The following is an 18,552-nucleotide window of genomic DNA, read 5'->3' on the forward strand; positions in this document are numbered from 1 at the left end:
TGAGAATCATAATAGACTCATCCGGCGTTGGTTGCCTAAGGGAAGCAAAAATGCGACTCAACAACAAGTCGCATTTATTGAAAACTGGATTAACAACTATCCAAAGAAACTATTCAATTATAAATCTCCTATAGAGTTTTTACAGACTGCCTAACTTGAACTTGAAATTTGGCAACCAAAACGAATAAACACTTTACGCTCAAGTGTTGTTTTAATAGAGTGTTTTCAAAGTTTTGTTTCATTTTAACAATCATATTGGCTGTTTATGTCGAATAATCGGAACTAAAATAATAATCCCTCTATGGGAATGGAGAGTTGATTTTGCTTAGTAAAAAAAGTTGTATAGTTATTGAGTTAAAAAGTTATAAAAAATTGTTTTAAATCCTAAATATAACTTTAAAATATGATATAATAAATTTGAACTTCTCAGGATAGGATTGGCGCATGCATAAGGTTATATTTGGGCATATTATTGCTGTTTTTTTAGTTATTAGTATTTTAGTGTTTCAGCCGAGTGTTGAGGGGCTATTGTTTAATGCAGTAACTTCCTTTATTACTTTAGAATTAGGACTTTTAGGGATTAATTCAAAAAACGGTATGGTACGTTTGTTTACCGCAGGTGCTTGGTTTTATTTTTATCCAGTGACTTTTTATCAGCTGTTTAGCATTGCTTCGGTGTCGTGGAGTGGTGAGCAAATTTGGACAGCGGGAGATTTACCAAGCTTTTTAACCTACCTAGCGAGCCTTCTTTTTGCTCTAGGGGCAGCAACAGTTAGTTTGAAATCTCTGATGAAAGTTCTTAAGTTAGGGGTCTACACTGAGCTTGCTATTATGGTTATTGCTACGGTGTATTCAGGATTTGCCATTCATTTTATGAGAACAGCTAATATCGGATGGATGGACTTTATTGTTAGCCCTCTGAACTTTGTTCAAGTGGCTGTGGCTAATGCAGCGACAATTGATTTGACCTTTTTGTTAGGTTTTGCAGCCATTCAAATGATTTTGGCGCTTTTACTTGGTGATTAATAGTGAAATAGGGAGAGGTTGGAAAGAGTTCCAGCCTTTTCATTTTGTAGTTGATAATAAGTAGTTTGACGAAGTTTTTGATTGTTATAGTGTTTTATCTTTAAAATAGTAAACTCGTTTAAGATAAATTGTCTCAGTCACAATGAATTCCCCTTCAATATATGTTTTTTAATAATATCTTATTGTTGGTATTTTCTGCAATCATTACGAGCGACGAAGTCGCCACAACTAGCACTTTCCGCAGTGGTGATAACACTAAAACTAATTAGTTTTAGTGTGAAGGGGTTGGCAAGACCTAGGCTTGCCAAGAAGGAATGGAACTCTGTAGGAGGTCGCTTCCGCCCCACACCACATTAGGAGAAGTGCTAACAAAAATGCTAAATAAAAACTAATTGACTTTAAAATAGTCTTGTGGAAAGTTTTGTTCGGAGCTTTGAAATTTGGGTAGGAAGCGGTACCATTTTTTCTAAAAATTTGGTTTCTGTTCACACTCTTTTTAAATTTTGAAGCTAAAAGAGTTGAATTGTGAACAAAAATTTGTTAAACTATCTTAGTCGTTCGTAATTTACGGATAATTTATTGATATTAAGGAGAAATTTTCCAAATGGAAAAATTTTTTAAATTAAAAGAGAACGGAACAGCCGTTTCTACAGAAATTATGGCAGGTTTGACAACCTTTTTTGCCATGAGTTATATTCTATTTGTTAACCCATCTATCTTAGGTGCAGCAGGAATGCCAACGCAGGCGGTATTCTTGGCAACGATCATTGCTACGGTTATTTCGACGTTAATCATGGGGCTTTTTGCTAATGTGCCTTACGCTTTGGCGCCAGGTATGGGTCTTAACGCTTTCTTCACTTATACCGTAGTCTTTGGTTTAGGTTTTACGTGGCAAGAAGCGTTAGCGATGGTTTTCATCTGTGGTTTGTTTAACATCTTTATCACAGTGACTAAGGTTCGTAAGAGCATTATCAAAGCCATTCCGGTAAGTCTTCAGCACGCTATTGGTGGTGGTATTGGGGTTTTTGTTGCCTATCTTGGTTTTAAAAATGCTAATATCATTGATTTTTCTCTTTCAGGTAGCGATATTGTGACAATCAATGGAGTGGCTCCAGCGGCAGCTGATTTGTCAAATGGGGTTAATTCTATCACTGCCGGCGGTGGTGTGGTTCCTGCCATTTCAACCTTTACAGACCCATCTGTTATTTTGGCGGTTATCGGACTTCTTTTAACTGCTGTGCTTGTGATCAAAAATGTTCGTGGTGCGATCCTTATTGGAATTATTGTGACAACTCTTTTAGGTATTCCAATGGGAGTTGTGGATGTGTCTACTGTTAACTTTTCAAACAACATCGGTTCTGCCTTTGGTGAATTGGGAACAACTTTCCTTGCCGCTTTTGATGGTATGAGTTCTCTCTTTAGTGATAGTTCACGTTTGCCTTTGGTATTAATGACTATTTTTGCCTTCTCGCTTTCTGATACATTTGACACGCTTGGGACATTTATCGGTACTGGTCGTAAAACAGGTATCTTTTCAGCTGAAGACGAAGCTGCGCTTGAAAATTCAGCAGGATTCTCATCTAAAATGGACCGTGCGCTCTTTGCGGATGCTATTGGTACTTCAATCGGCGCTCTCTTTGGTACTTCAAATACCACAACTTATGTTGAATCTGCAGCGGGGATTGCTGAGGGTGGACGTACTGGTCTGACAGCTGTTTCAACAGCAACTTTCTTCTTGCTTTCAATTATTCTATTACCAGTTATTGGAATTGTACCAGCAGCGGCTACTGCACCAGCCCTTATCATCGTTGGGGTTATGATGGTATCATCTTTCCTAGATGTCGATTGGCAAAATTTTGAAGAAGCACTTCCAGCCTTCTTCGCAGCCTTCTTTATGTCACTTGCGTACTCTATCTCATACGGTATCGCGGCAGCCTTTATTTTCTACTGCTTAGTTAAAGTGTCAACTGGTAAAACTAAAGAAATCCACCCAATTCTTTGGGGTGCGACAGCTCTCTTTATCTTGAACTTTGTGATTTTAGCTATCTTATAAGATAGGATTTCATGGATATACAAACTCGCTTAGGCGGGTTTTCTTTTTAGAAAAATTTGGACGATTGCTTAACTTTTTGGTAAAATAAGTCATATGTTGTACACTCATAATGAAAATGAATTAGTTGCTTTAGGCAATAAGTTAGGAAACTTACTTGAACCTGGGCAGGTTATTGTCTTAACTGGTGATCTTGGTGCAGGTAAGACGACTTTTACAAAAGGAATAGCTAAGGGGCTTGACATTGAACAGATGATTAAGAGCCCTACTTATACAATCGTCCGAGAGTATGAGGGGAGATTGCCTCTTTATCATTTAGATGTCTATCGTATTGGTGATGATCCAGATTCTATTGATTTAGATGATTTTCTCTACGGTGATGGCGTCTGTGTTATTGAGTGGGGAGAACTTTTGAGCGAGTTACCAGCTGATTATTTAGAAGTGAAACTTTCTCATATTAATGAAGGGAGACAGCTAGACATGATAGCTTATGGTACTCAGAGTCAGTTGCTTTTGGAGGCTTTTGGAAATGGCTGAGCAGGAATTGATGATTTGTGAAGCACAGTTGGAAGATGCTGAAAGTTTAGCTGAGACATTGAAGCTGGTTCAAGAAGAGTCTGATTTTTTAACGCGAGACAATGAAAGTCCTACCCTGTCACCAGAACAAGCAAGAGATTTCATTGAAAGTCAATTACAAAAACCAAATGCGATTTGCCTAGTTGCTAAAATTAGTGATCAAGTCGTAGGTGTTCTAAATGTATCAGCGGGTTCTTTTGCTAGAATTGAGCATATTGGTGATGTTTTTATTGCTGTGAGAAAATCCTATCAGGGCTATGGAATTGGTAGTTTTCTGATGGAAGGTTTGATGGATTGGGCTGAACATACGCCAGTTATTCGTCGTCTAGAACTAGATGTACAAGTTCGTAATGAAAAAGCGGTGGCGCTGTATCAAAAATTTGGTTTTGCCATTGAAGCCACTAAACAACGTGGTGCTAAAACTAAGAATGGAGAATTTCTTGATGTTTATGCTATGGCAAAACTGATAGATTAAGGAAAACAATGAAACTTGGAAAAAAAATTATCTTAATGCTGTTGGCAATTATTGCGACAACAGTAGCTGCTGCTGGTATCTATGTCACCTCAGCTTTCAGATATTCAACGGAAGAATTCAAAAAAACCTTCAAAGAGTTGGATACTGGCTCTGTTAGTAACGCCATTGAACATACGGAACCTTTTTCTATTCTATTGATGGGAGTAGATACAGGATCCGGGGATCGTAAGGATCCGTGGGCAGGGAATAGTGACTCAATGATTGTTGTAACTGTCAATCCTGTGACCAAAAGAACGACGATGACCAGTCTTGAGCGGGATATTTTAACAACTCTAACAGGTCCAGAAGAAAATGACATGAATGGTGTTGATGCTAAGTTAAATGCGGCTTATGCGTCTGGTGAAGCGCAGATGGCGATTATGACGGTTGAAGATTTGCTAGATATTAAGATTGACAAGTATATGCAGATCAACATGCAGGGCTTGGTTGATTTAGTTGATGCCGTAGGTGGAATCAAGGTCACAAATCCATTTGACTTCGATATTTCTATTGAGGAACAAGAACCCCAATACACTGCAACGGTTGCTCCTGGAACTCATAAAGTTAATGGTGATCAGGCACTGGTGTTTTCAAGAATGCGTTATCAGGACCCAGAAGGGGACTATGGGCGTCAGCGTCGTCAACGTGAGGTGATTGGCCTTATTGTCAAAAAACTGCTGGCGTTGGATAGTGTTGGTTCTTATAAAAAAGTTCTAAAGGCTGTAAGTAATAACATGCAGACTAATATCGCAGTAACAGATAAAACGATTCCTAATTTATTAGGCTATCGTGCCTCGCTTGGAACATTGGAAAATTACCAATTGCATGGAGAAAGTGCGACATTAGAAGATGGTGGATCTTATCAAATTGTGACCACCAAACATCTGCTCGAAACTCAAAATCGTATCAAAGCAGAGTTAGGTTTGCCTACTTTAGCTGCTTTGGAGAACACAAATGCAGTCCTCTATGAGACGCTCTACGGCTATGAACCAGAGACTTACTATCCAGATGAAAATGCCCCGAAGACAGAATTGACAACAACCTCTAGTACGGAAACTGTCAATACTGAAGTTATCGCAGAATAAGCAGAATAATAAATGTGACCAAGAGCCTACGGGCTCTTTTTGTGTGACAAAATTGTCACTTATCTTGTCATTTTCAATCATCAAAAACTTGCTACAATAGATTTAAGAAAAAATCAGTATGAAAGAGGGTTAATGCTATGGAAATGATTTCTTGTCAACAATTGAAAAAAGTATATGGAGAAGGAGAGAATCAAGTTATTGCGCTTAATAATGTTACTTTGTCGGTTGAAAAGGGCGAATTCATTGCAGTTCTTGGGCCATCTGGCTCAGGTAAATCAACTCTTCTTCATATGTTGGCTGGTGTTGATAAGCCTGATAGTGGGAAAGTGTTTATTGCAGGAACGGATTTATCACAGTTAAATCAAGATAAGTTAGCGATTTTTCGTCGTCGTCATGTAGGTTTGGTCTACCAATTTTTTAACCTTATGCCTGTGTTAACAGCTGAGGAAAATATTACTTTGCCTCATTTATTAGACGGGCGGAAATTAGATAAAGCAAGGTTAGATGAGGTGTTACACTATTTGGGTTTGGAAAATCGTCGTAGCCATCTCCCGAGTGAATTATCTGGTGGGCAACAACAACGTGTTTCTATTGGCCGTGCTTTATACAGCCGTCCTGATATTTTGCTCTGCGATGAACCAACAGGTAATTTAGATCGGAAAGCAACACAGGATATTATGCTCCTATTAAAAGAAGCGAATCGAACTCTAAAACAAACGGTTATGATGATTACCCATGATGAAAGTTTAGCCTTACAGGCAGATCGCTTGATTTATATTGAAGATGGCAAGATTATGAGAGATGAGCGTATCCGCCATCAGATGAGGAATCAGAAGGAGAAATAATATGACGAATCACAAACTCATTCATATGGTAACCAGACGCTATCTTTTGAAAAATCGAAAGCGTTCTCTTGTTTCGCTTATAGGAATAGTTCTGATGACCTTGTTGATGACCTGTGTCTTTGTTGGTAAAGATACCTTAATAACTCATCTCACGCGCTCAGGTGAATCGGAGTATGGGAAGTGGGATTTGGTAGGCTATGACTTATCTGAACAAGGTTATAGGAAACTACTTGAAACAATTTCTTCACAGGAAATTGCTCTATCAACAGATAATTACTATAGTGATTTTACAGAAACTGGTAATCCTAATCGTCCTTTTATTAGTGTGAGACGCTATAGTCAATCCGCTTTTGATTGGCATCGTATCCGATTAGTGACAGGTCATTTACCAGAAAAAGAGGGGGAGGTTGTTCTCAGTCAAGCGGTACTTGATGAGGGTAGTAAAGTAGCTATTGGTGATGAACTATCGGTTAGCACGTATAGGCGCTATCTTGATAATAAAGGGAGTACAGAGCTGGTCTTTCCCTTTATTAATCTCACCTTACCTGCGATGACTAAGACAGAGTTACCACGGCATTTTGCCTATTTTGGAAATGATTCATCTTTTCCAAAGGAATATAGTGAAGTTCATGAAGAAACAGGCTTTGAAAGTCGTTATCGGGTGGTTGGATTTATAGAGCCGCCTTCGGAGGAAATAGGAGCTGCTTATACAGCACTAGCTTTTCTTGGTGAGGGCTCTTTTCCAACTAAGGATGTTGAAGTTAATGTTTCTTTTAATTTAGAAGATACCTCACAGGTGGCAAGCTTGCGAGAACGTTTAGGTGAACTGGGAGTAAAGACTGTCGAAACGAATAATAATGTCCTAGCCTTGAAAGGTGCTTCAACGGATACTACGATTAATGGCATTGTTATATTTGCACAGCTTTTCTTTACATTGCTAATCTCAGGAGTGTCTATCGTACTAATCTATAATCTTTTTAACCTCTCTTACGATGAGCGCTTGCGCTATCTAAGTTTGTTAACTAGTGTTGGAGCAACGCGTAAGCAAAGACGAGCTAGTGTTTATTATGAGGCATTTTTATTGGTGCTACTTGCTTTGCCACTTGGCATTATCCTAGGATTAGGAGTTATCTATTTTGCTTTAAAAGTGATATCACCATCTCTTCTTTCCTTATTTGCGGTTAAAAAAGGTGTTACACTGTTGTTGGTTGTGACATGGCAGTCACTTATATGGATTATCGTTGCGACAGCAATTACGGTATTTGTAGCGGCTTATTTGCCGGCTAGAAAAATGGCAAAGCAGGTACCTTTGGAAGGGTTGCGAAGCACATTTTCTCCTAAAAAGTCACGTAAGAAAAAACAAGTTAGAAGATTATCTGGTGCAGAGACTCTCTTGGCACGAGGTTTTCTACGGTATCAAAATCATCAGGGAAAGAGTATTGTAAGGGCTCTAGCTGCTTTTGTGGCTATCCTTCTTATAACAGGGTATGGTGCGCAAGCCATGTTATCAGCTGTTGATTATAAATTGGTACAATCTAGTACCTTTGATTTTCCTAATAGGGGTGACTGGGACTACCATCTTATGGGGCACGGTGATGGTGTTGCCCTAAGTAACCAGATTGCTAAGGAGTTGGTTCAAACGGAAGGTGTTTCAAACGTTGATGTTGTGAACTATAGTATGTTTTCTGGACAACTACAGGCTGAGGATATGAGTGATGACTATCACCGGGCGGTTTATAACGTCTTAAGAGAATTTTACGATGAGAATTGGACCTATGATGATTATTGGAAACAATATCCAGATAAGGCTAGACAGTATTTTTTGAGTCTTGTTTCTTTTGATGATAAGGTTTTTGAAGAGATGGTTAAAGCGGTTGGTGGAAAGTGGGATAAATCTGAAAACTATCCGATTATCCTTTATCAAAATGGTGAAATCTCAACAACAAACAACAATGTTTGGCAAAAAGAAGCTCGTCATTATCGATTTTTTGAAATAGAGCAGATGGTTAAGAAAACGTTGGGACAAGAGTTGACGGCCAGTTTTCTGATGGATGTGATAGAGGAAAAAGGTATTCGAGGAGAGTTTCAGTTAACGGTTGTTGGACTTGGTAATAAGGACAGCCTATCATCTTGGATTAGTGTTCATGATAGTCAGCCTTGGGTGATTATGCCCCAGTCGGCTTTTGAAAAGTTGTACCAAGCGACGAATAATCATCTATATTATGAGCAATCAATTTCTTTTAATGCTGATAAGACAAACAGAGTAGCTAAGTCCCGAGTGAAACAACTAAAAATGCTAACTGTGGAAGGAATTCAATTTTTAGAAGGCGACCTTGTGGCTGTGAAAAACTATGTGTCTAACCTGACAACTGTTATCCGTATTGTGATGATTAGTTTTGTGCTGCTCACTTCCTTAATCTGCCTTTTAAATGTCTATAATGCTGTAGCGGGTCTTATGGTTACAAGACGTCAAAATTTTGTTATACTGAGGTCACTCGGAATGACAAGTCAGCAGCTCGCTACAATGATTAGACGTGAATTCTATGTGTTGTTTGCTAAAAGTTTACTGGTAGGTCTTCCTTTATCAGGATTAGCCTGCTGGCTGATTAATTGGGGTGTTGTGCAACGCTTTGGATACTTTAAGGTTATTTTACCCGTTTATTTTTGGTTGAGTATTTTGATTTGCTATGCCTTGGTCTTGTTGTTGGTACAATTGCTTATTGTACGTGAAAATAAGCGCTCTTTGATTGATGATATTCGTAGAGAAACGGTTTAGAAAGGAAGTGGCTATGCTTTTAATTGTTGAAGATGATTCTGTGATTTTACAGGGATTATCACTTTCCTTAAAAAGGGAGGGTTGGCAGATTTTGACTGCTCAAAGTCAGGAAGAAGCGCTAGCTCTTTTTAACAGTCATCAAAAGGAGTTAAAGTTGTGTCTTTTAGATATTGGTCTTCCTGATGGCGATGGTATTGACATTTGCCGCCAGATAAGGCAGGTTTCAGATACTCCGGTCATTTTTCTTACAGCACAGGATGATGAAGTGCATACTGTTTTAGCACTCGAAGAGGGAGCGGATGATTACATCACTAAGCCTTTTCGTTTTGGAGAATTGCAAGCCCGTATTCGTGCAGTATTGAGACGGCAACAGAAGCAACAAGGTCAATCTCTGATTCAGATAGGCCAGCTCTCAATTGATTCTAATCTGGGGAAAGTGACTTTGGCTGATCAAGAGATTTTACTGACTAGTCAAGAATACAGATTATTACTGACCTTGGCGCGGAATCTTGGTCGTCTTCTAACGCGTCAGGAGCTACTTGAAGCTCTTTGGGATGATGGCGCTCGTTTTGTGAACGACAACACATTGACCGTGACTATTAAGCGATTGCGACAAAAGTTGTCAGATAGTGACGGCGATTGGATTGAAACTGTGCGTGGTCAAGGTTATCGCTTAAGGAGTGAGCGATGACAGTAGCTCTTTATCTTTTAGTCTTAGCCGTTGTCCTTTTATTAGCTTATCACCTTTATCGCGAGTGGTTATTTTCTAGAGAAATGGCGGAGCTACTATCCTTTATGGTCAAAGTTCAACAAGGTCGAGAATTACCAGAAATTGAAGAACAGGCGGAAGGAAAAATGCAGGTTCTTCGTAGTGAGTTATATAAGCTAGCGAGTCTGTTACATCAAGCCTATCGTTTAGAGAAAAGGCGTAATTTGTATTTATCTGACCTCTTGTCAGATATTTCACATCAGATAAAGACGCCGTTAGCGGCGATTCAATTGATGACGAATTTACTTAAAGATGATCAGTTATCGGCAGATGAACGTCAACAATTTACAGACAATATAGACCAGCAGATCAACCGTATGAGCTGGTTGGTGACCACTTTATTGACAGAGGCGAGGTTGGATGCTGGGGTATTGCAATTGAAAGAGGAAATTGTAGTAGTTCGTCATTTCCTAACGGATATTGTGAGTGGTTTGCAGCCTCTAGCTGATGATAAAGCAATTAGCTTAAGCTTATCCTGTCCAAACGATTTAGTAATGACTTGCGACAGACGATGGACGGCAGAGGCTTTGTCGAATATCATTAAAAATTGTTTAGAACATACTGCTGATGGGAAGGTTACCATTTCAGTTAGCCAAACAAACATCGCGACTGATATTGTGATTTCAGATACCGGTTCTGGCATACGTCAGCAAGATCTTCCTCATATTTTTGAACGGTTTTATCGTGGGCAGAGTTCTGTAAATGATAGTGTAGGAATAGGGCTTTCTTTGGCAGATAACATTATTAAAAAACAAAACGGTCGAATTACTGTGACGAGTCAAGAGGGACAGGGAACAACATTTCATATTCGTTTTTATAGTATCTAACCAAGAGCCTACGGGCTCTTTTTGTGTGATGACATGATAGGCTTAGGTAGCTCTGCTATTTTCCGAAAGCCTTAGCGTGAGCTTTCCAAAAAATCTGGGAATATGCTATAATAATAAGGATTATAATATTATGGGAGAAAGCATGAGTATAGACGACTATTTGCCCACCTTTGTGGTTGAGGCTGTTTATGATTTGAAACCTGAGATGTTACGTGAGCATGGGATTCGTGCTGTTTTAGTGGACCTGGATAATACCTTGATTGCTTGGAATAATCCAGATGGGACCCCAGAGTTACGTGAGTGGCTTGATGATATGACCGAAGCTGATATTCCTGTGGTTGTGGTCTCAAATAATAAATATAGCCGTGTCGAGCGTGCAGTAGAGCCTTTTGGCGTGGATTTTGTCAGTCGTGCAATGAAACCTTTCACACGTGGGATTGACATGGCTATTGAGCGTTATGGCTTTGATCGTGACGAAGTGGTCATGGTAGGTGATCAATTGATGACGGATATTCGTGCCAGTCACAGAGCTGGAATTAAGTCCATTTTGGTGAAACCACTGGTGAAATCAGATGCTTGGAATACCAAGTTTAATCGTTGGCGTGAGCGTCGTGTGTTGAAAAAAATTGAAGCCAAATATGGCAAAATTACTTATAAAAAAGGAATTTAATGGAAGAATTATTTTGTATTGGCTGTGGGGCGAGAATTCAAACCACAGATAAAGAAAAAGCGGGTTATACCCCAAAGTCAAGTATTGAAAAAGCAGAAGAAACAGGTGAACTATACTGTCAACGCTGTTTCCGTTTGCGTCATTATAATGAGATTGTTGATGTGCATATCACAGATGATGAGTTTTTGAAACTCCTCCATGAAGTTGGTGACAGCGATGCTCTTGTGGTTAATGTTGTTGATATTTTTGACTTTAATGGTTCAGTTATTCCAGGACTGTCACGTTTTGTGTCTGGAAATGATGTGCTCTTGGTGGGAAATAAAAAAGATATCCTACCGAAATCCGTTAAAGATGGTAAGGTCACTCAGTGGTTAACAGAACGTGCTCATGAAGAGGGCTTGCGACCAGTTGATGTCATTTTGACCAGTGCTCAAAACCATCACGTCATTAAAGAGCTAATTGAACGCATTGATGACTTGCGTAAAGGACGTGATGTTTATGTGGTTGGGGTGACTAACGTTGGGAAATCAACCCTTATCAATGCCATTATCAAAGAAATTACTGGAGACAAGGATGTGATTACCACCTCACGTTTCCCAGGGACAACTCTAGATAAGATTGAAATTCCACTGGATGACGGAAGTTACATCTTTGACACGCCAGGGATTATTCACCGTCACCAAATGGCGCATTATTTGACGGCTAAAAACCTCAAATACGTTAGCCCTAAGAAAGAAATCAAGCCAAAAACTTACCAGTTGAACCCAGAACAAACCCTCTTCTTGGGTGGTCTTGGTCGCTTTGATTTCGTGTCTGGAGAAAAGCAGGGCTTCACAGCTTATTTTGACAATAATCTTAACCTTCATCGTACCAAGCTTGAAGGAGCGGATGCTTTTTACGACAAGCACTTAGGAACCTTGCTAACACCGCCAAATACTAAGGAAGTTGCCGATTTTCCTAAACTCGTCCGTCATGAATTTACCATCAAAGATAAGATGGACATCGTGTATTCAGGGCTTGGTTGGATTCGGGTCAATGGCAATGCGGAGAAACCAACAGTCGTTGCTGCCTGGGCGCCAGAAGGTGTCGGAGTTGTCTTGCGTAAGGCGTTGATTTAAAAAGAAATTAAAGGAAATAAAACATGCTAACATCAAAACAACGTGCTTTTCTAAAATCAGAAGCACACAGCTTAAAACCGATTATCCAAATCGGGAAAAATGGTCTTAACGACCAAATCAAGACCAGTGTTCGTAACGCTTTGGATGCGCGTGAACTGATTAAGGTCACTCTTTTACAAAATACGGACGAGGACATCCATGAAGTGGCTGAAATTTTGGAAGATGAAATCGGATGTGATACCGTTCTTAAAATTGGACGTATCTTGATTTTGTTTAAAGAATCAGCTAAAAAAGAAAATCGCAAACTGTCTCCAAAAGTCAAAGCGATTAAACACGGATAATGAAAAATTAGAAAATGAAGGAAAGCCTATGGCAATAGAATTACTCACTCCCTTTACCAAGGTTGAGTTAGAGACTGAGGTCAAGGATAAGAATCGTAAACAAGTTGGGATTTTAGGTGGTAACTTTAACCCCGTTCACAATGCCCATTTGATTGTTGCTGATCAAGTGCGCCAGCAATTGGGTCTGGATGCCGTTTATCTCATGCCTGAATATGAACCGCCACATGTTGATGAAAAAGAGACTATTGATGAAAAGCACCGCCTGAATATGTTGCTATTAGCTATCAATGGCTTAGAAGGTCTGGATATCGAGACGATTGAGATTGAGCGCAAGGGTAAAAGTTACACCTACGACACGATGAAGCAACTAACAGAGGCTAATCCTGACACCGATTATTATTTCATCATAGGTGCGGATATGGTCGAGTACCTTCCTAAGTGGCACCGCATTGATGAGCTGGTTGAGATGGTTCAATTTGTCGGTGTGCAACGCCCTAAATACAAGGCAGGGACAAGCTATCCAGTCATTTGGGTTGACGTACCTCTCATGGACATCAGCTCGAGCAACATCCGTGATTTCATCAAAAAAGGTCGTACCCCAAACTTTATGACGCCAGCTCCCGTGCTTGATTACATCAAAAAGGCAGGGCTCTACAAATGACCTATGAAACGTATACCGGACTTTCTCGCTCTGCTATTTTGGAAAAAGTGCAAAGCGCCATGAGCGAAAAACGGTTTAAACATGTACTTGGTGTAGAGGAGTCTGCTGTGGCATTGGCTAAGCGCTACGGAGCAGATGAAACCAAAGCAGGCCTTGCGGCACTTTTGCATGACTACGCTAAAGAGCGTCCAGATGAGGATTTTTTAAGTGTCATTGATGACTGTGACTTAGACCCTGACCTAAAAAAATGGGGCAACAACATTTGGCATGGTATAGTGGGATCTTTTATCATTAGCCAAGAATTCAACCTTGAAGATGAGGAGATTCTTATCGCCATAGAACGCCATACGGTTGGCGATGAGGACATGTCTTTGCTTGATAAAGTGCTTTATGTGGCGGATTACATCGAGCCAGGTCGTGATTTTCCTGGTGTTGATGAGGCTCGCCAAATCGCTCAAGAGGATTTGGACAAGGCTGTCGCTTTTGAGACGGCTAGAACCATCGCACATTTGGCAAGCAAAGCGCAGCCGATTTATCCACAAACGCTAGAAACCTATAATGCTTTTGTGAAGTATTTGAACTAATGGAGAAATAAATTTGAATAAAAATGAACTTTTAGAACTTGTTGTCCGTGCCGCTGATGAAAAGCGTGCCGAGGACATTGTCGCACTTGACTTAGAAGGTTTGACTAGCTTGACCGACTACTTTGTCATCTTGTCAGCGATGAACAGCCGTCAATTAGAAGCTATTGCGGAAAACATCCGTGAAAAAGTCAAAGAAGCTGGTGGCGATGCCAGCCACATCGAAGGTGAAAACGGCTGGGTGCTCCTTGACTTAAATGATGTCATCGTTCACATCTTCTCAGAAGAAGAACGTGCCCACTACAACCTTGAAAAACTCTGGCACGAAGCCCCACTTGTGGACGTGTCAACATGTCTTGCATAATAGATAGACCTTGCCGATGGCAAGGTTTTTAAGGAAAAAAGATGAGAGAGGTAGGGCGGGAAAAGCGAGCCCGACAGGCCATTGTTGCCACTGTAGTGAAAAGAACCTAGCGTTTGCGAGCTAGGTTCGAGGGAAATCGAAAAAACTAGATTTTCGATTTAAGAATGGAACTGCGAAGCAGGTCGCTTCTGACTCCACTACCAAAGGCAACAATGAAAAAATAAAAAAGATTATGGAAAAAAATTACGAAAAATTCGCATCGGTCTACGATGCCATCATGGACGACTCACTTTATGATTTGTGGACAGACTTTTCGCTCCGCCATTTGCCAAAAGCAAAAGATAAAAAGAAACTCTTAGAATTGGCTTGCGGGACTGGGATTCAGTCGGTTCGTTTTGCGCAGGCAGGCTTTGAGGTGACAGGATTTGACCTCAGCCAAGAGATGTTGAATATTGCAGAAAAACGAGCGGCATCTGCTAAGAAGCACATCGCTTTTCAGCAGGGCAATATGATGGACCTGTCTGAGCTAGGAACGTTTGATTTTGTGACTTGCTACTCTGACTCGCTTTGCTATTTACAGGATGAAGTGGAAGTTGGCGATACCTTTAAGGAGGTTTACGCGCATCTCAATGAGGGTGGTGTTTTTATCTTTGATGTGCACTCGACCCATCAGACGGACGAGGTCTTTCCAGGTTACTCCTACCATGAAAATGCGGATGACTTTGCCATGGTTTGGGATACTTACGAAGACGAAGCGCCCCACTCTGTTGTGCATGAGCTGACCTTCTTCCTTCAGGATGAGGATGGCCGCTTCACCCGCTACGATGAAATCCACGAAGAACGTACCTACGATATGTTGACCTACGACATCCTCTTGGAACAAGCAGGATTCAAATCGTTCAAAGTTTACGCTGACTTTGAAGATAAAGAGCCAACAGAGACAAGTAAGAGATGGTTCTTTGTGTGTCAGAAGTAGGGAAGATAGATAACTATCTGATTTTCTACTACTCTGTAAAAGCCCAAGGCTCGGTACAAATATGTACTGAGTTTTTTTAATGCTACGCCAGATATAAATCCGTAATGAAAGATGGGTTCCGTTTGACAACTGACACTATCTTTGTTATCCTAAACATACAAAAGGAGTTGGGCTGCAACCCAACTCCGATATAGGACCGTTTTAAAGACGGGACGGATAGATGATAACAGTAAAACCGCTACATTGAACCATGCAAAGTTAGATAGGTAGCGGTTTTACTGTTTTACTTTTTTCTATCGTTAAAAGTCAGAATGGCTATCATCAATAGACCAAACTCTAACATCAGCTGTAACGCCTCTGCAACAGTCATGACAGGAACTCCTTAATTTAGTAGGTTTAGCCATAAGCATCACCCCTTCAAATTGGATTTCCGTCCCGCTCCTTTTGGAACTTTCCTATATCTATTTATTCGGAAATTTTGAGAAAATTGTAGTGATAGTTAAATAGGCATAAATACTCCATCTTAATCAAAAATCAGATATTTATATGATACGTTTTTCTTGTTCAAAAAACGATAACTGTTAAACTAGTTGTCAATTGTGAAACAAGTAGAAAGCCCTAAACCAAGGGCTTTTTGTGGTATAATGATACTATATTGATGGATGTGAGAAAGATTGATATAAAATAAATTCATAATATACACAAATAAAGAAAGTCACTGATTTATAATTTTATTTAGGATAAGGAGGGTGTAGATGGTAGCTGATAATGGCGGAGCAATTGCTATAAAAGGAATGAACTATCAGAATGCAGTGATTAGTTTAGTAGCTATTCGAAATTTTGAAAAAGAAGGATTTGAACTAGTACTTGAGGCAGATGATGATTTTGAGGTCCTATATAATAACTACCATGCTTATATTCAAGTCAAGGGAGAAAAAGCAGTTAGTTTAAGTAAAATGATAAACCACAAGAAAGATAGAATGGGAAAGATGAAAAAATCGATGCTTGACAAACACTTTGAATCTGGCGATAGTAGTTCAGAGTATAAATTTGTTGTATATGATTTTACTAAATCAGATTTAGAAAAAATGACAGTTGAAGAAGATGAATTATTTCAGCAATCTTTAAAGTTATCTGCAGAACAAGAACTTATTGTAAATAACTCTAAAGTAAAAAGATTTTCGTTGATTAAAACACCTTTTGAAAATGACATGGGAGTTGCCCAAAACTACTTACTTGGTGAAATGGCAAAGACTGGTATTGCTGTAGATAATAGAGTAGGCCAGGTCTTAGGCGAATTAACAACTATAATTTACAGAAAATCAGAATATGTTATTAAACAAGATTCAGATAGAAAATATAAGAAGTTGGTTTCTAAAGAACTAAGAGACATACTTCTGAAAGTTTCATCTTTAGAAATGTTTAGTAATATTATAGATAACTTACCCTATAGTCCATTAAAGAAGTCTAAAATCAAATTAGAAAAATCAAAAATTTCTACTCAGCAAATGTATGAAAAGCAAAGTGTTACAAAGTTCATCCAAACCGAGCTTGTTTCAGAGCTAGATGAGTTATCAGAAGTAGAGTTAATAGCCAAGTGTTTAAAACTAGATGTATTGAAGGAATTAGATGATAACATGAGTATAGCAATTATTATTTCAGCGTATTGTGATATTATTGAGGAGGTTAGTTTTGGTCAATTTCAGTATTAAAAGTCTGACTATAATTGATTATGGCTCCAAAAGAGCAAACAAGTTTAATTTTGGAGAACATACTAATCTAATAGTTAGCAAATCAAATACTACTGGAAAGTCCAGTTTGATAAAATCAATATACTACGCCTTAGGGACAGATTTGAAATCATTGCCAACTGGATGGAATATTGATGGTTATATATTTCAAATAGTCATAATAGTTGATGAGACTGAATATATAATTGAGCGACAGAATAAAATAATCTCTGTAAATGAAAACAAAACAACTAGGATATTTAAGGATTTCAGAGAGTATTCAGATTGGTTGCAAAAAATTCTAAAGATGAATCTGACTTTAGTAGGGGTTAAAAATGATATCATATCACAGGCTTATGCTAGTGCAATTTTTGCTCCAATATATATTGATCAAGATTCATCATGGGATGGTACACTATTTAAAAATACATTCAATGGTTTAGGGCAGTATAAGTCTCCAAATTTTCAGAAGGATATCATAGATTATTACTTAGGTTTAGGTGATTCGGAATTAAAAAATTATAAGCAAGAACAAGTAGAAATAAAAAAGAAAATAGATGGGAAAGCTCTTTCTATTAATGAAATTGATAATGTATATAATAGTTATAAAAAGCAACATAATGTTTCAGAAGTAGATACTATAGATATTCAGGAGTTAGAAAATCAAGTCAATGAATTTTTGGATAAAACTAATGAATTGTCTGGTAAAATCTCAAATATTATGAAAAAAATCTCTGATAATCAAGTTCTTATGGATATAAATAGACAAGATAGTCTAGAATTAGAAAAAATATCTAAAAACATAGAAAAAAGATTGGATACAATTGATTATGAGTGTAGTTATTGTCATTCAATACTTACACGAGAACAGTCTTTAACTAGGTTAGAGTTGAATGATGATTTATCACAAATTTATGCAAAGAAAAGAGAGATTGATTTTCAAATTGTAAAACTACAGGACGTTGGAACAAAAAATAAAGTTCAACTTAAGCAATTAAAAAATGAATTTGCAGAATATAAAGAGAGAATTTCAGAGATTAATGATTTAATTAGTATAAAAAAATACGTAAATCAAAATGTATTAAATGAACTTGGAAAATTAAGAAGAAAAGAAAATAATGATAAAGAGGCGCTAAAGTCAACCTATGATGATTTAGCTAAAGAGATAAGAAAAATTCAAACTGAAATACGAAAGAAGAAGTCAGATATAAATCAAGAATTTGAAATTCTTAAAAATAATATTGAGACAAGTATTGGAACATTAGGAATCTCAAATCGTAAGTATGGTGAATTTTCTAAAGTTGGTGGTAGTGGCACTGAAAAGAATAAGCAATTATTATCTTTATACCTGATTTACATTAATCTTTTAAGCGCACATTCAAATTACAGATTTCCTATTTCAATTGATTCATTTACTAAAAACGAGTTAGATAAAGCCTCTGAGAAAAATATGTATCAGTCTGTGAATGATTACTTTTTGACTCTACCTAATCAAACTATATTCGCTATAATAAAAGATAATTTACAGTATATTGAAAAGAAAGATGTACAAATTATTGAAGTGAGTAAACCACTTTTATTAGAAAGTATGTATGATGAATTATTTAATAAATTATTATCGAAACAAGAGAACTAAGTATCGT

Annotated in this window: 18 protein-coding genes and 2 pseudogenes; 19 read left to right on the plus strand and 1 reads right to left on the minus strand. The window is 38.3% G+C overall.

What is annotated here, in order from left to right; all coding sequences use genetic code 11:
* The 17 genes and pseudogenes from EAF07_RS05400 to EAF07_RS05480 all read left to right on the plus strand — a co-directional run.
* Positions 1–188 (plus strand): annotated as a pseudogene (locus tag EAF07_RS05400) (IS30 family transposase); the annotation flags it as partial.
* 256 nt (positions 189–444) lie between these two features.
* Positions 445–1,026, plus strand: coding sequence for a DUF1361 domain-containing protein (locus EAF07_RS05405; protein WP_121835420.1), 582 nt, complete (start codon positions 445–447; stop codon positions 1,024–1,026).
* Positions 1,027–1,630: 604 nt separating this feature from the next.
* Positions 1,631–3,079, plus strand: a complete 1,449-nt coding sequence (locus EAF07_RS05410; protein ID WP_121835422.1) for an NCS2 family permease — start codon at positions 1,631–1,633, stop codon at positions 3,077–3,079.
* A 93-nt stretch (positions 3,080–3,172) separates the two neighbouring features.
* Positions 3,173–3,613 carry a tRNA (adenosine(37)-N6)-threonylcarbamoyltransferase complex ATPase subunit type 1 TsaE gene (tsaE, locus tag EAF07_RS05415; protein WP_121835425.1) on the plus strand — a complete coding sequence of 147 codons (441 nt, stop codon included), beginning with the start codon at positions 3,173–3,175 and terminating at the stop codon, positions 3,611–3,613.
* The gene (locus tag EAF07_RS05420) at positions 3,606–4,127 is read left to right on the plus strand and encodes a GNAT family N-acetyltransferase (protein ID WP_121835427.1); all 522 of its coding nucleotides are present in this window, start codon (positions 3,606–3,608) and stop codon (positions 4,125–4,127) included. The genes tsaE and EAF07_RS05420 overlap by 8 nt, the downstream gene beginning before the upstream one ends.
* An 8-nt stretch (positions 4,128–4,135) precedes the next feature.
* Positions 4,136–5,251, plus strand: a complete 1,116-nt coding sequence (gene lytR / locus EAF07_RS05425; RefSeq protein ID WP_121835429.1) for a glycopolymer--peptidoglycan transferase LytR — start codon at positions 4,136–4,138, stop codon at positions 5,249–5,251.
* 137 nt (positions 5,252–5,388) lie between these two features.
* Entirely contained in the window at positions 5,389–6,096 is a 708-nt protein-coding gene (locus tag EAF07_RS05430) for an ABC transporter ATP-binding protein (RefSeq protein ID WP_121835431.1), read from the plus strand.
* A gap of 1 nt (position 6,097) precedes the next feature.
* Entirely contained in the window at positions 6,098–8,872 is a 2,775-nt protein-coding gene (locus EAF07_RS05435; RefSeq protein WP_121835433.1) for an ABC transporter permease, read from the plus strand.
* Between the two features lie 13 nt (positions 8,873–8,885).
* Complete coding sequence (locus EAF07_RS05440) at positions 8,886–9,563, plus strand: response regulator transcription factor (RefSeq protein ID WP_121835435.1); 678 nt, start codon at positions 8,886–8,888, stop codon at positions 9,561–9,563.
* A complete protein-coding gene (locus EAF07_RS05445; protein ID WP_121835437.1) occupies positions 9,560–10,468 on the plus strand; it encodes a sensor histidine kinase in 909 nt (302 codons plus the stop codon). The genes EAF07_RS05440 and EAF07_RS05445 overlap by 4 nt, the downstream gene beginning before the upstream one ends.
* A 142-nt stretch (positions 10,469–10,610) precedes the next feature.
* On the plus strand, positions 10,611–11,138 hold the full coding sequence (locus EAF07_RS05450; RefSeq protein WP_121835550.1) for a YqeG family HAD IIIA-type phosphatase: 528 nt from the start codon (positions 10,611–10,613) through the stop codon (positions 11,136–11,138).
* Entirely contained in the window at positions 11,138–12,256 is a 1,119-nt protein-coding gene (gene yqeH, locus EAF07_RS05455; RefSeq protein ID WP_121835440.1) for a ribosome biogenesis GTPase YqeH, read from the plus strand. The genes EAF07_RS05450 and yqeH overlap by 1 nt, the downstream gene beginning before the upstream one ends.
* Before the next feature lie 23 nt (positions 12,257–12,279).
* A complete protein-coding gene (yhbY, locus tag EAF07_RS05460) occupies positions 12,280–12,597 on the plus strand; it encodes a ribosome assembly RNA-binding protein YhbY (protein ID WP_121835442.1) in 318 nt (105 codons plus the stop codon).
* 28 nt (positions 12,598–12,625) lie between these two features.
* A complete protein-coding gene (locus EAF07_RS05465) occupies positions 12,626–13,258 on the plus strand; it encodes a nicotinate-nucleotide adenylyltransferase (RefSeq protein WP_121835444.1) in 633 nt (210 codons plus the stop codon).
* A complete protein-coding gene (gene yqeK, locus EAF07_RS05470; protein WP_121835446.1) occupies positions 13,255–13,842 on the plus strand; it encodes a bis(5'-nucleosyl)-tetraphosphatase (symmetrical) YqeK in 588 nt (195 codons plus the stop codon). The genes EAF07_RS05465 and yqeK overlap by 4 nt, the downstream gene beginning before the upstream one ends.
* A 13-nt stretch (positions 13,843–13,855) precedes the next feature.
* Positions 13,856–14,203, plus strand: a complete 348-nt coding sequence (gene rsfS, locus EAF07_RS05475) for a ribosome silencing factor (RefSeq protein ID WP_121835448.1) — start codon at positions 13,856–13,858, stop codon at positions 14,201–14,203.
* Between the two features lie 214 nt (positions 14,204–14,417).
* Positions 14,418–15,179, plus strand: a pseudogene (locus EAF07_RS05480) (class I SAM-dependent DNA methyltransferase); the annotation flags it as partial.
* A gap of 283 nt (positions 15,180–15,462) precedes the next feature.
* On the opposite strand, the gene EAF07_RS10930 reads toward EAF07_RS05480, so the two are convergent.
* The gene (locus tag EAF07_RS10930) at positions 15,463–15,549 is read right to left on the minus strand and encodes a putative holin-like toxin (RefSeq protein WP_220702227.1); all 87 of its coding nucleotides are present in this window, start codon (positions 15,547–15,549) and stop codon (positions 15,463–15,465) included.
* A gap of 385 nt (positions 15,550–15,934) precedes the next feature.
* On the opposite strand from EAF07_RS10930, the gene EAF07_RS05485 reads away from it, so the two are divergent.
* Positions 15,935–16,891, plus strand: a complete 957-nt coding sequence (locus EAF07_RS05485; RefSeq protein WP_121835451.1) for a DUF4297 domain-containing protein — start codon at positions 15,935–15,937, stop codon at positions 16,889–16,891.
* A complete protein-coding gene (locus tag EAF07_RS05490; protein WP_121835453.1) occupies positions 16,872–18,545 on the plus strand; it encodes a coiled-coil domain-containing protein in 1,674 nt (557 codons plus the stop codon). The genes EAF07_RS05485 and EAF07_RS05490 overlap by 20 nt, the downstream gene beginning before the upstream one ends.
* Positions 18,546–18,552: the final 7 nt, after the last annotated feature.

Origin of the sequence: Streptococcus hillyeri, from assembly GCF_003686955.1 — a bacterium.
Taxonomy (GTDB): Bacteria; Bacillota; Bacilli; order Lactobacillales; family Streptococcaceae; genus Streptococcus; species Streptococcus hillyeri.

Bases quoted from the DNA above. Each gene is read 5' to 3' on its own strand.
- EAF07_RS05405 (WP_121835420.1), top strand. From the start codon at position 445: ATGCATAAGGTTATATTTGGGCATATTATTGCTGTTTTTTTAGTTATT.
- EAF07_RS05410 (WP_121835422.1), top strand. From the start codon at position 1,631: ATGGAAAAATTTTTTAAATTAAAAGAGAACGGAACAGCCGTTTCTACA.
- tsaE (WP_121835425.1), top strand. From the start codon at position 3,173: ATGTTGTACACTCATAATGAAAATGAATTAGTTGCTTTAGGCAATAAG.
- EAF07_RS05420 (WP_121835427.1), top strand. From the start codon at position 3,606: ATGGCTGAGCAGGAATTGATGATTTGTGAAGCACAGTTGGAAGATGCT.
- lytR (WP_121835429.1), top strand. From the start codon at position 4,136: ATGAAACTTGGAAAAAAAATTATCTTAATGCTGTTGGCAATTATTGCG.
- EAF07_RS05430 (WP_121835431.1), top strand. From the start codon at position 5,389: ATGGAAATGATTTCTTGTCAACAATTGAAAAAAGTATATGGAGAAGGA.
- EAF07_RS05435 (WP_121835433.1), top strand. From the start codon at position 6,098: ATGACGAATCACAAACTCATTCATATGGTAACCAGACGCTATCTTTTG.
- EAF07_RS05440 (WP_121835435.1), top strand. From the start codon at position 8,886: ATGCTTTTAATTGTTGAAGATGATTCTGTGATTTTACAGGGATTATCA.
- EAF07_RS05445 (WP_121835437.1), top strand. From the start codon at position 9,560: ATGACAGTAGCTCTTTATCTTTTAGTCTTAGCCGTTGTCCTTTTATTA.
- EAF07_RS05450 (WP_121835550.1), top strand. From the start codon at position 10,611: ATGAGTATAGACGACTATTTGCCCACCTTTGTGGTTGAGGCTGTTTAT.
- yqeH (WP_121835440.1), top strand. From the start codon at position 11,138: ATGGAAGAATTATTTTGTATTGGCTGTGGGGCGAGAATTCAAACCACA.
- yhbY (WP_121835442.1), top strand. From the start codon at position 12,280: ATGCTAACATCAAAACAACGTGCTTTTCTAAAATCAGAAGCACACAGC.
- EAF07_RS05465 (WP_121835444.1), top strand. From the start codon at position 12,626: ATGGCAATAGAATTACTCACTCCCTTTACCAAGGTTGAGTTAGAGACT.
- yqeK (WP_121835446.1), top strand. From the start codon at position 13,255: ATGACCTATGAAACGTATACCGGACTTTCTCGCTCTGCTATTTTGGAA.
- EAF07_RS10930 (WP_220702227.1), bottom strand. From the start codon at position 15,549: ATGACTGTTGCAGAGGCGTTACAGCTGATGTTAGAGTTTGGTCTATTG.
- EAF07_RS05485 (WP_121835451.1), top strand. From the start codon at position 15,935: ATGGTAGCTGATAATGGCGGAGCAATTGCTATAAAAGGAATGAACTAT.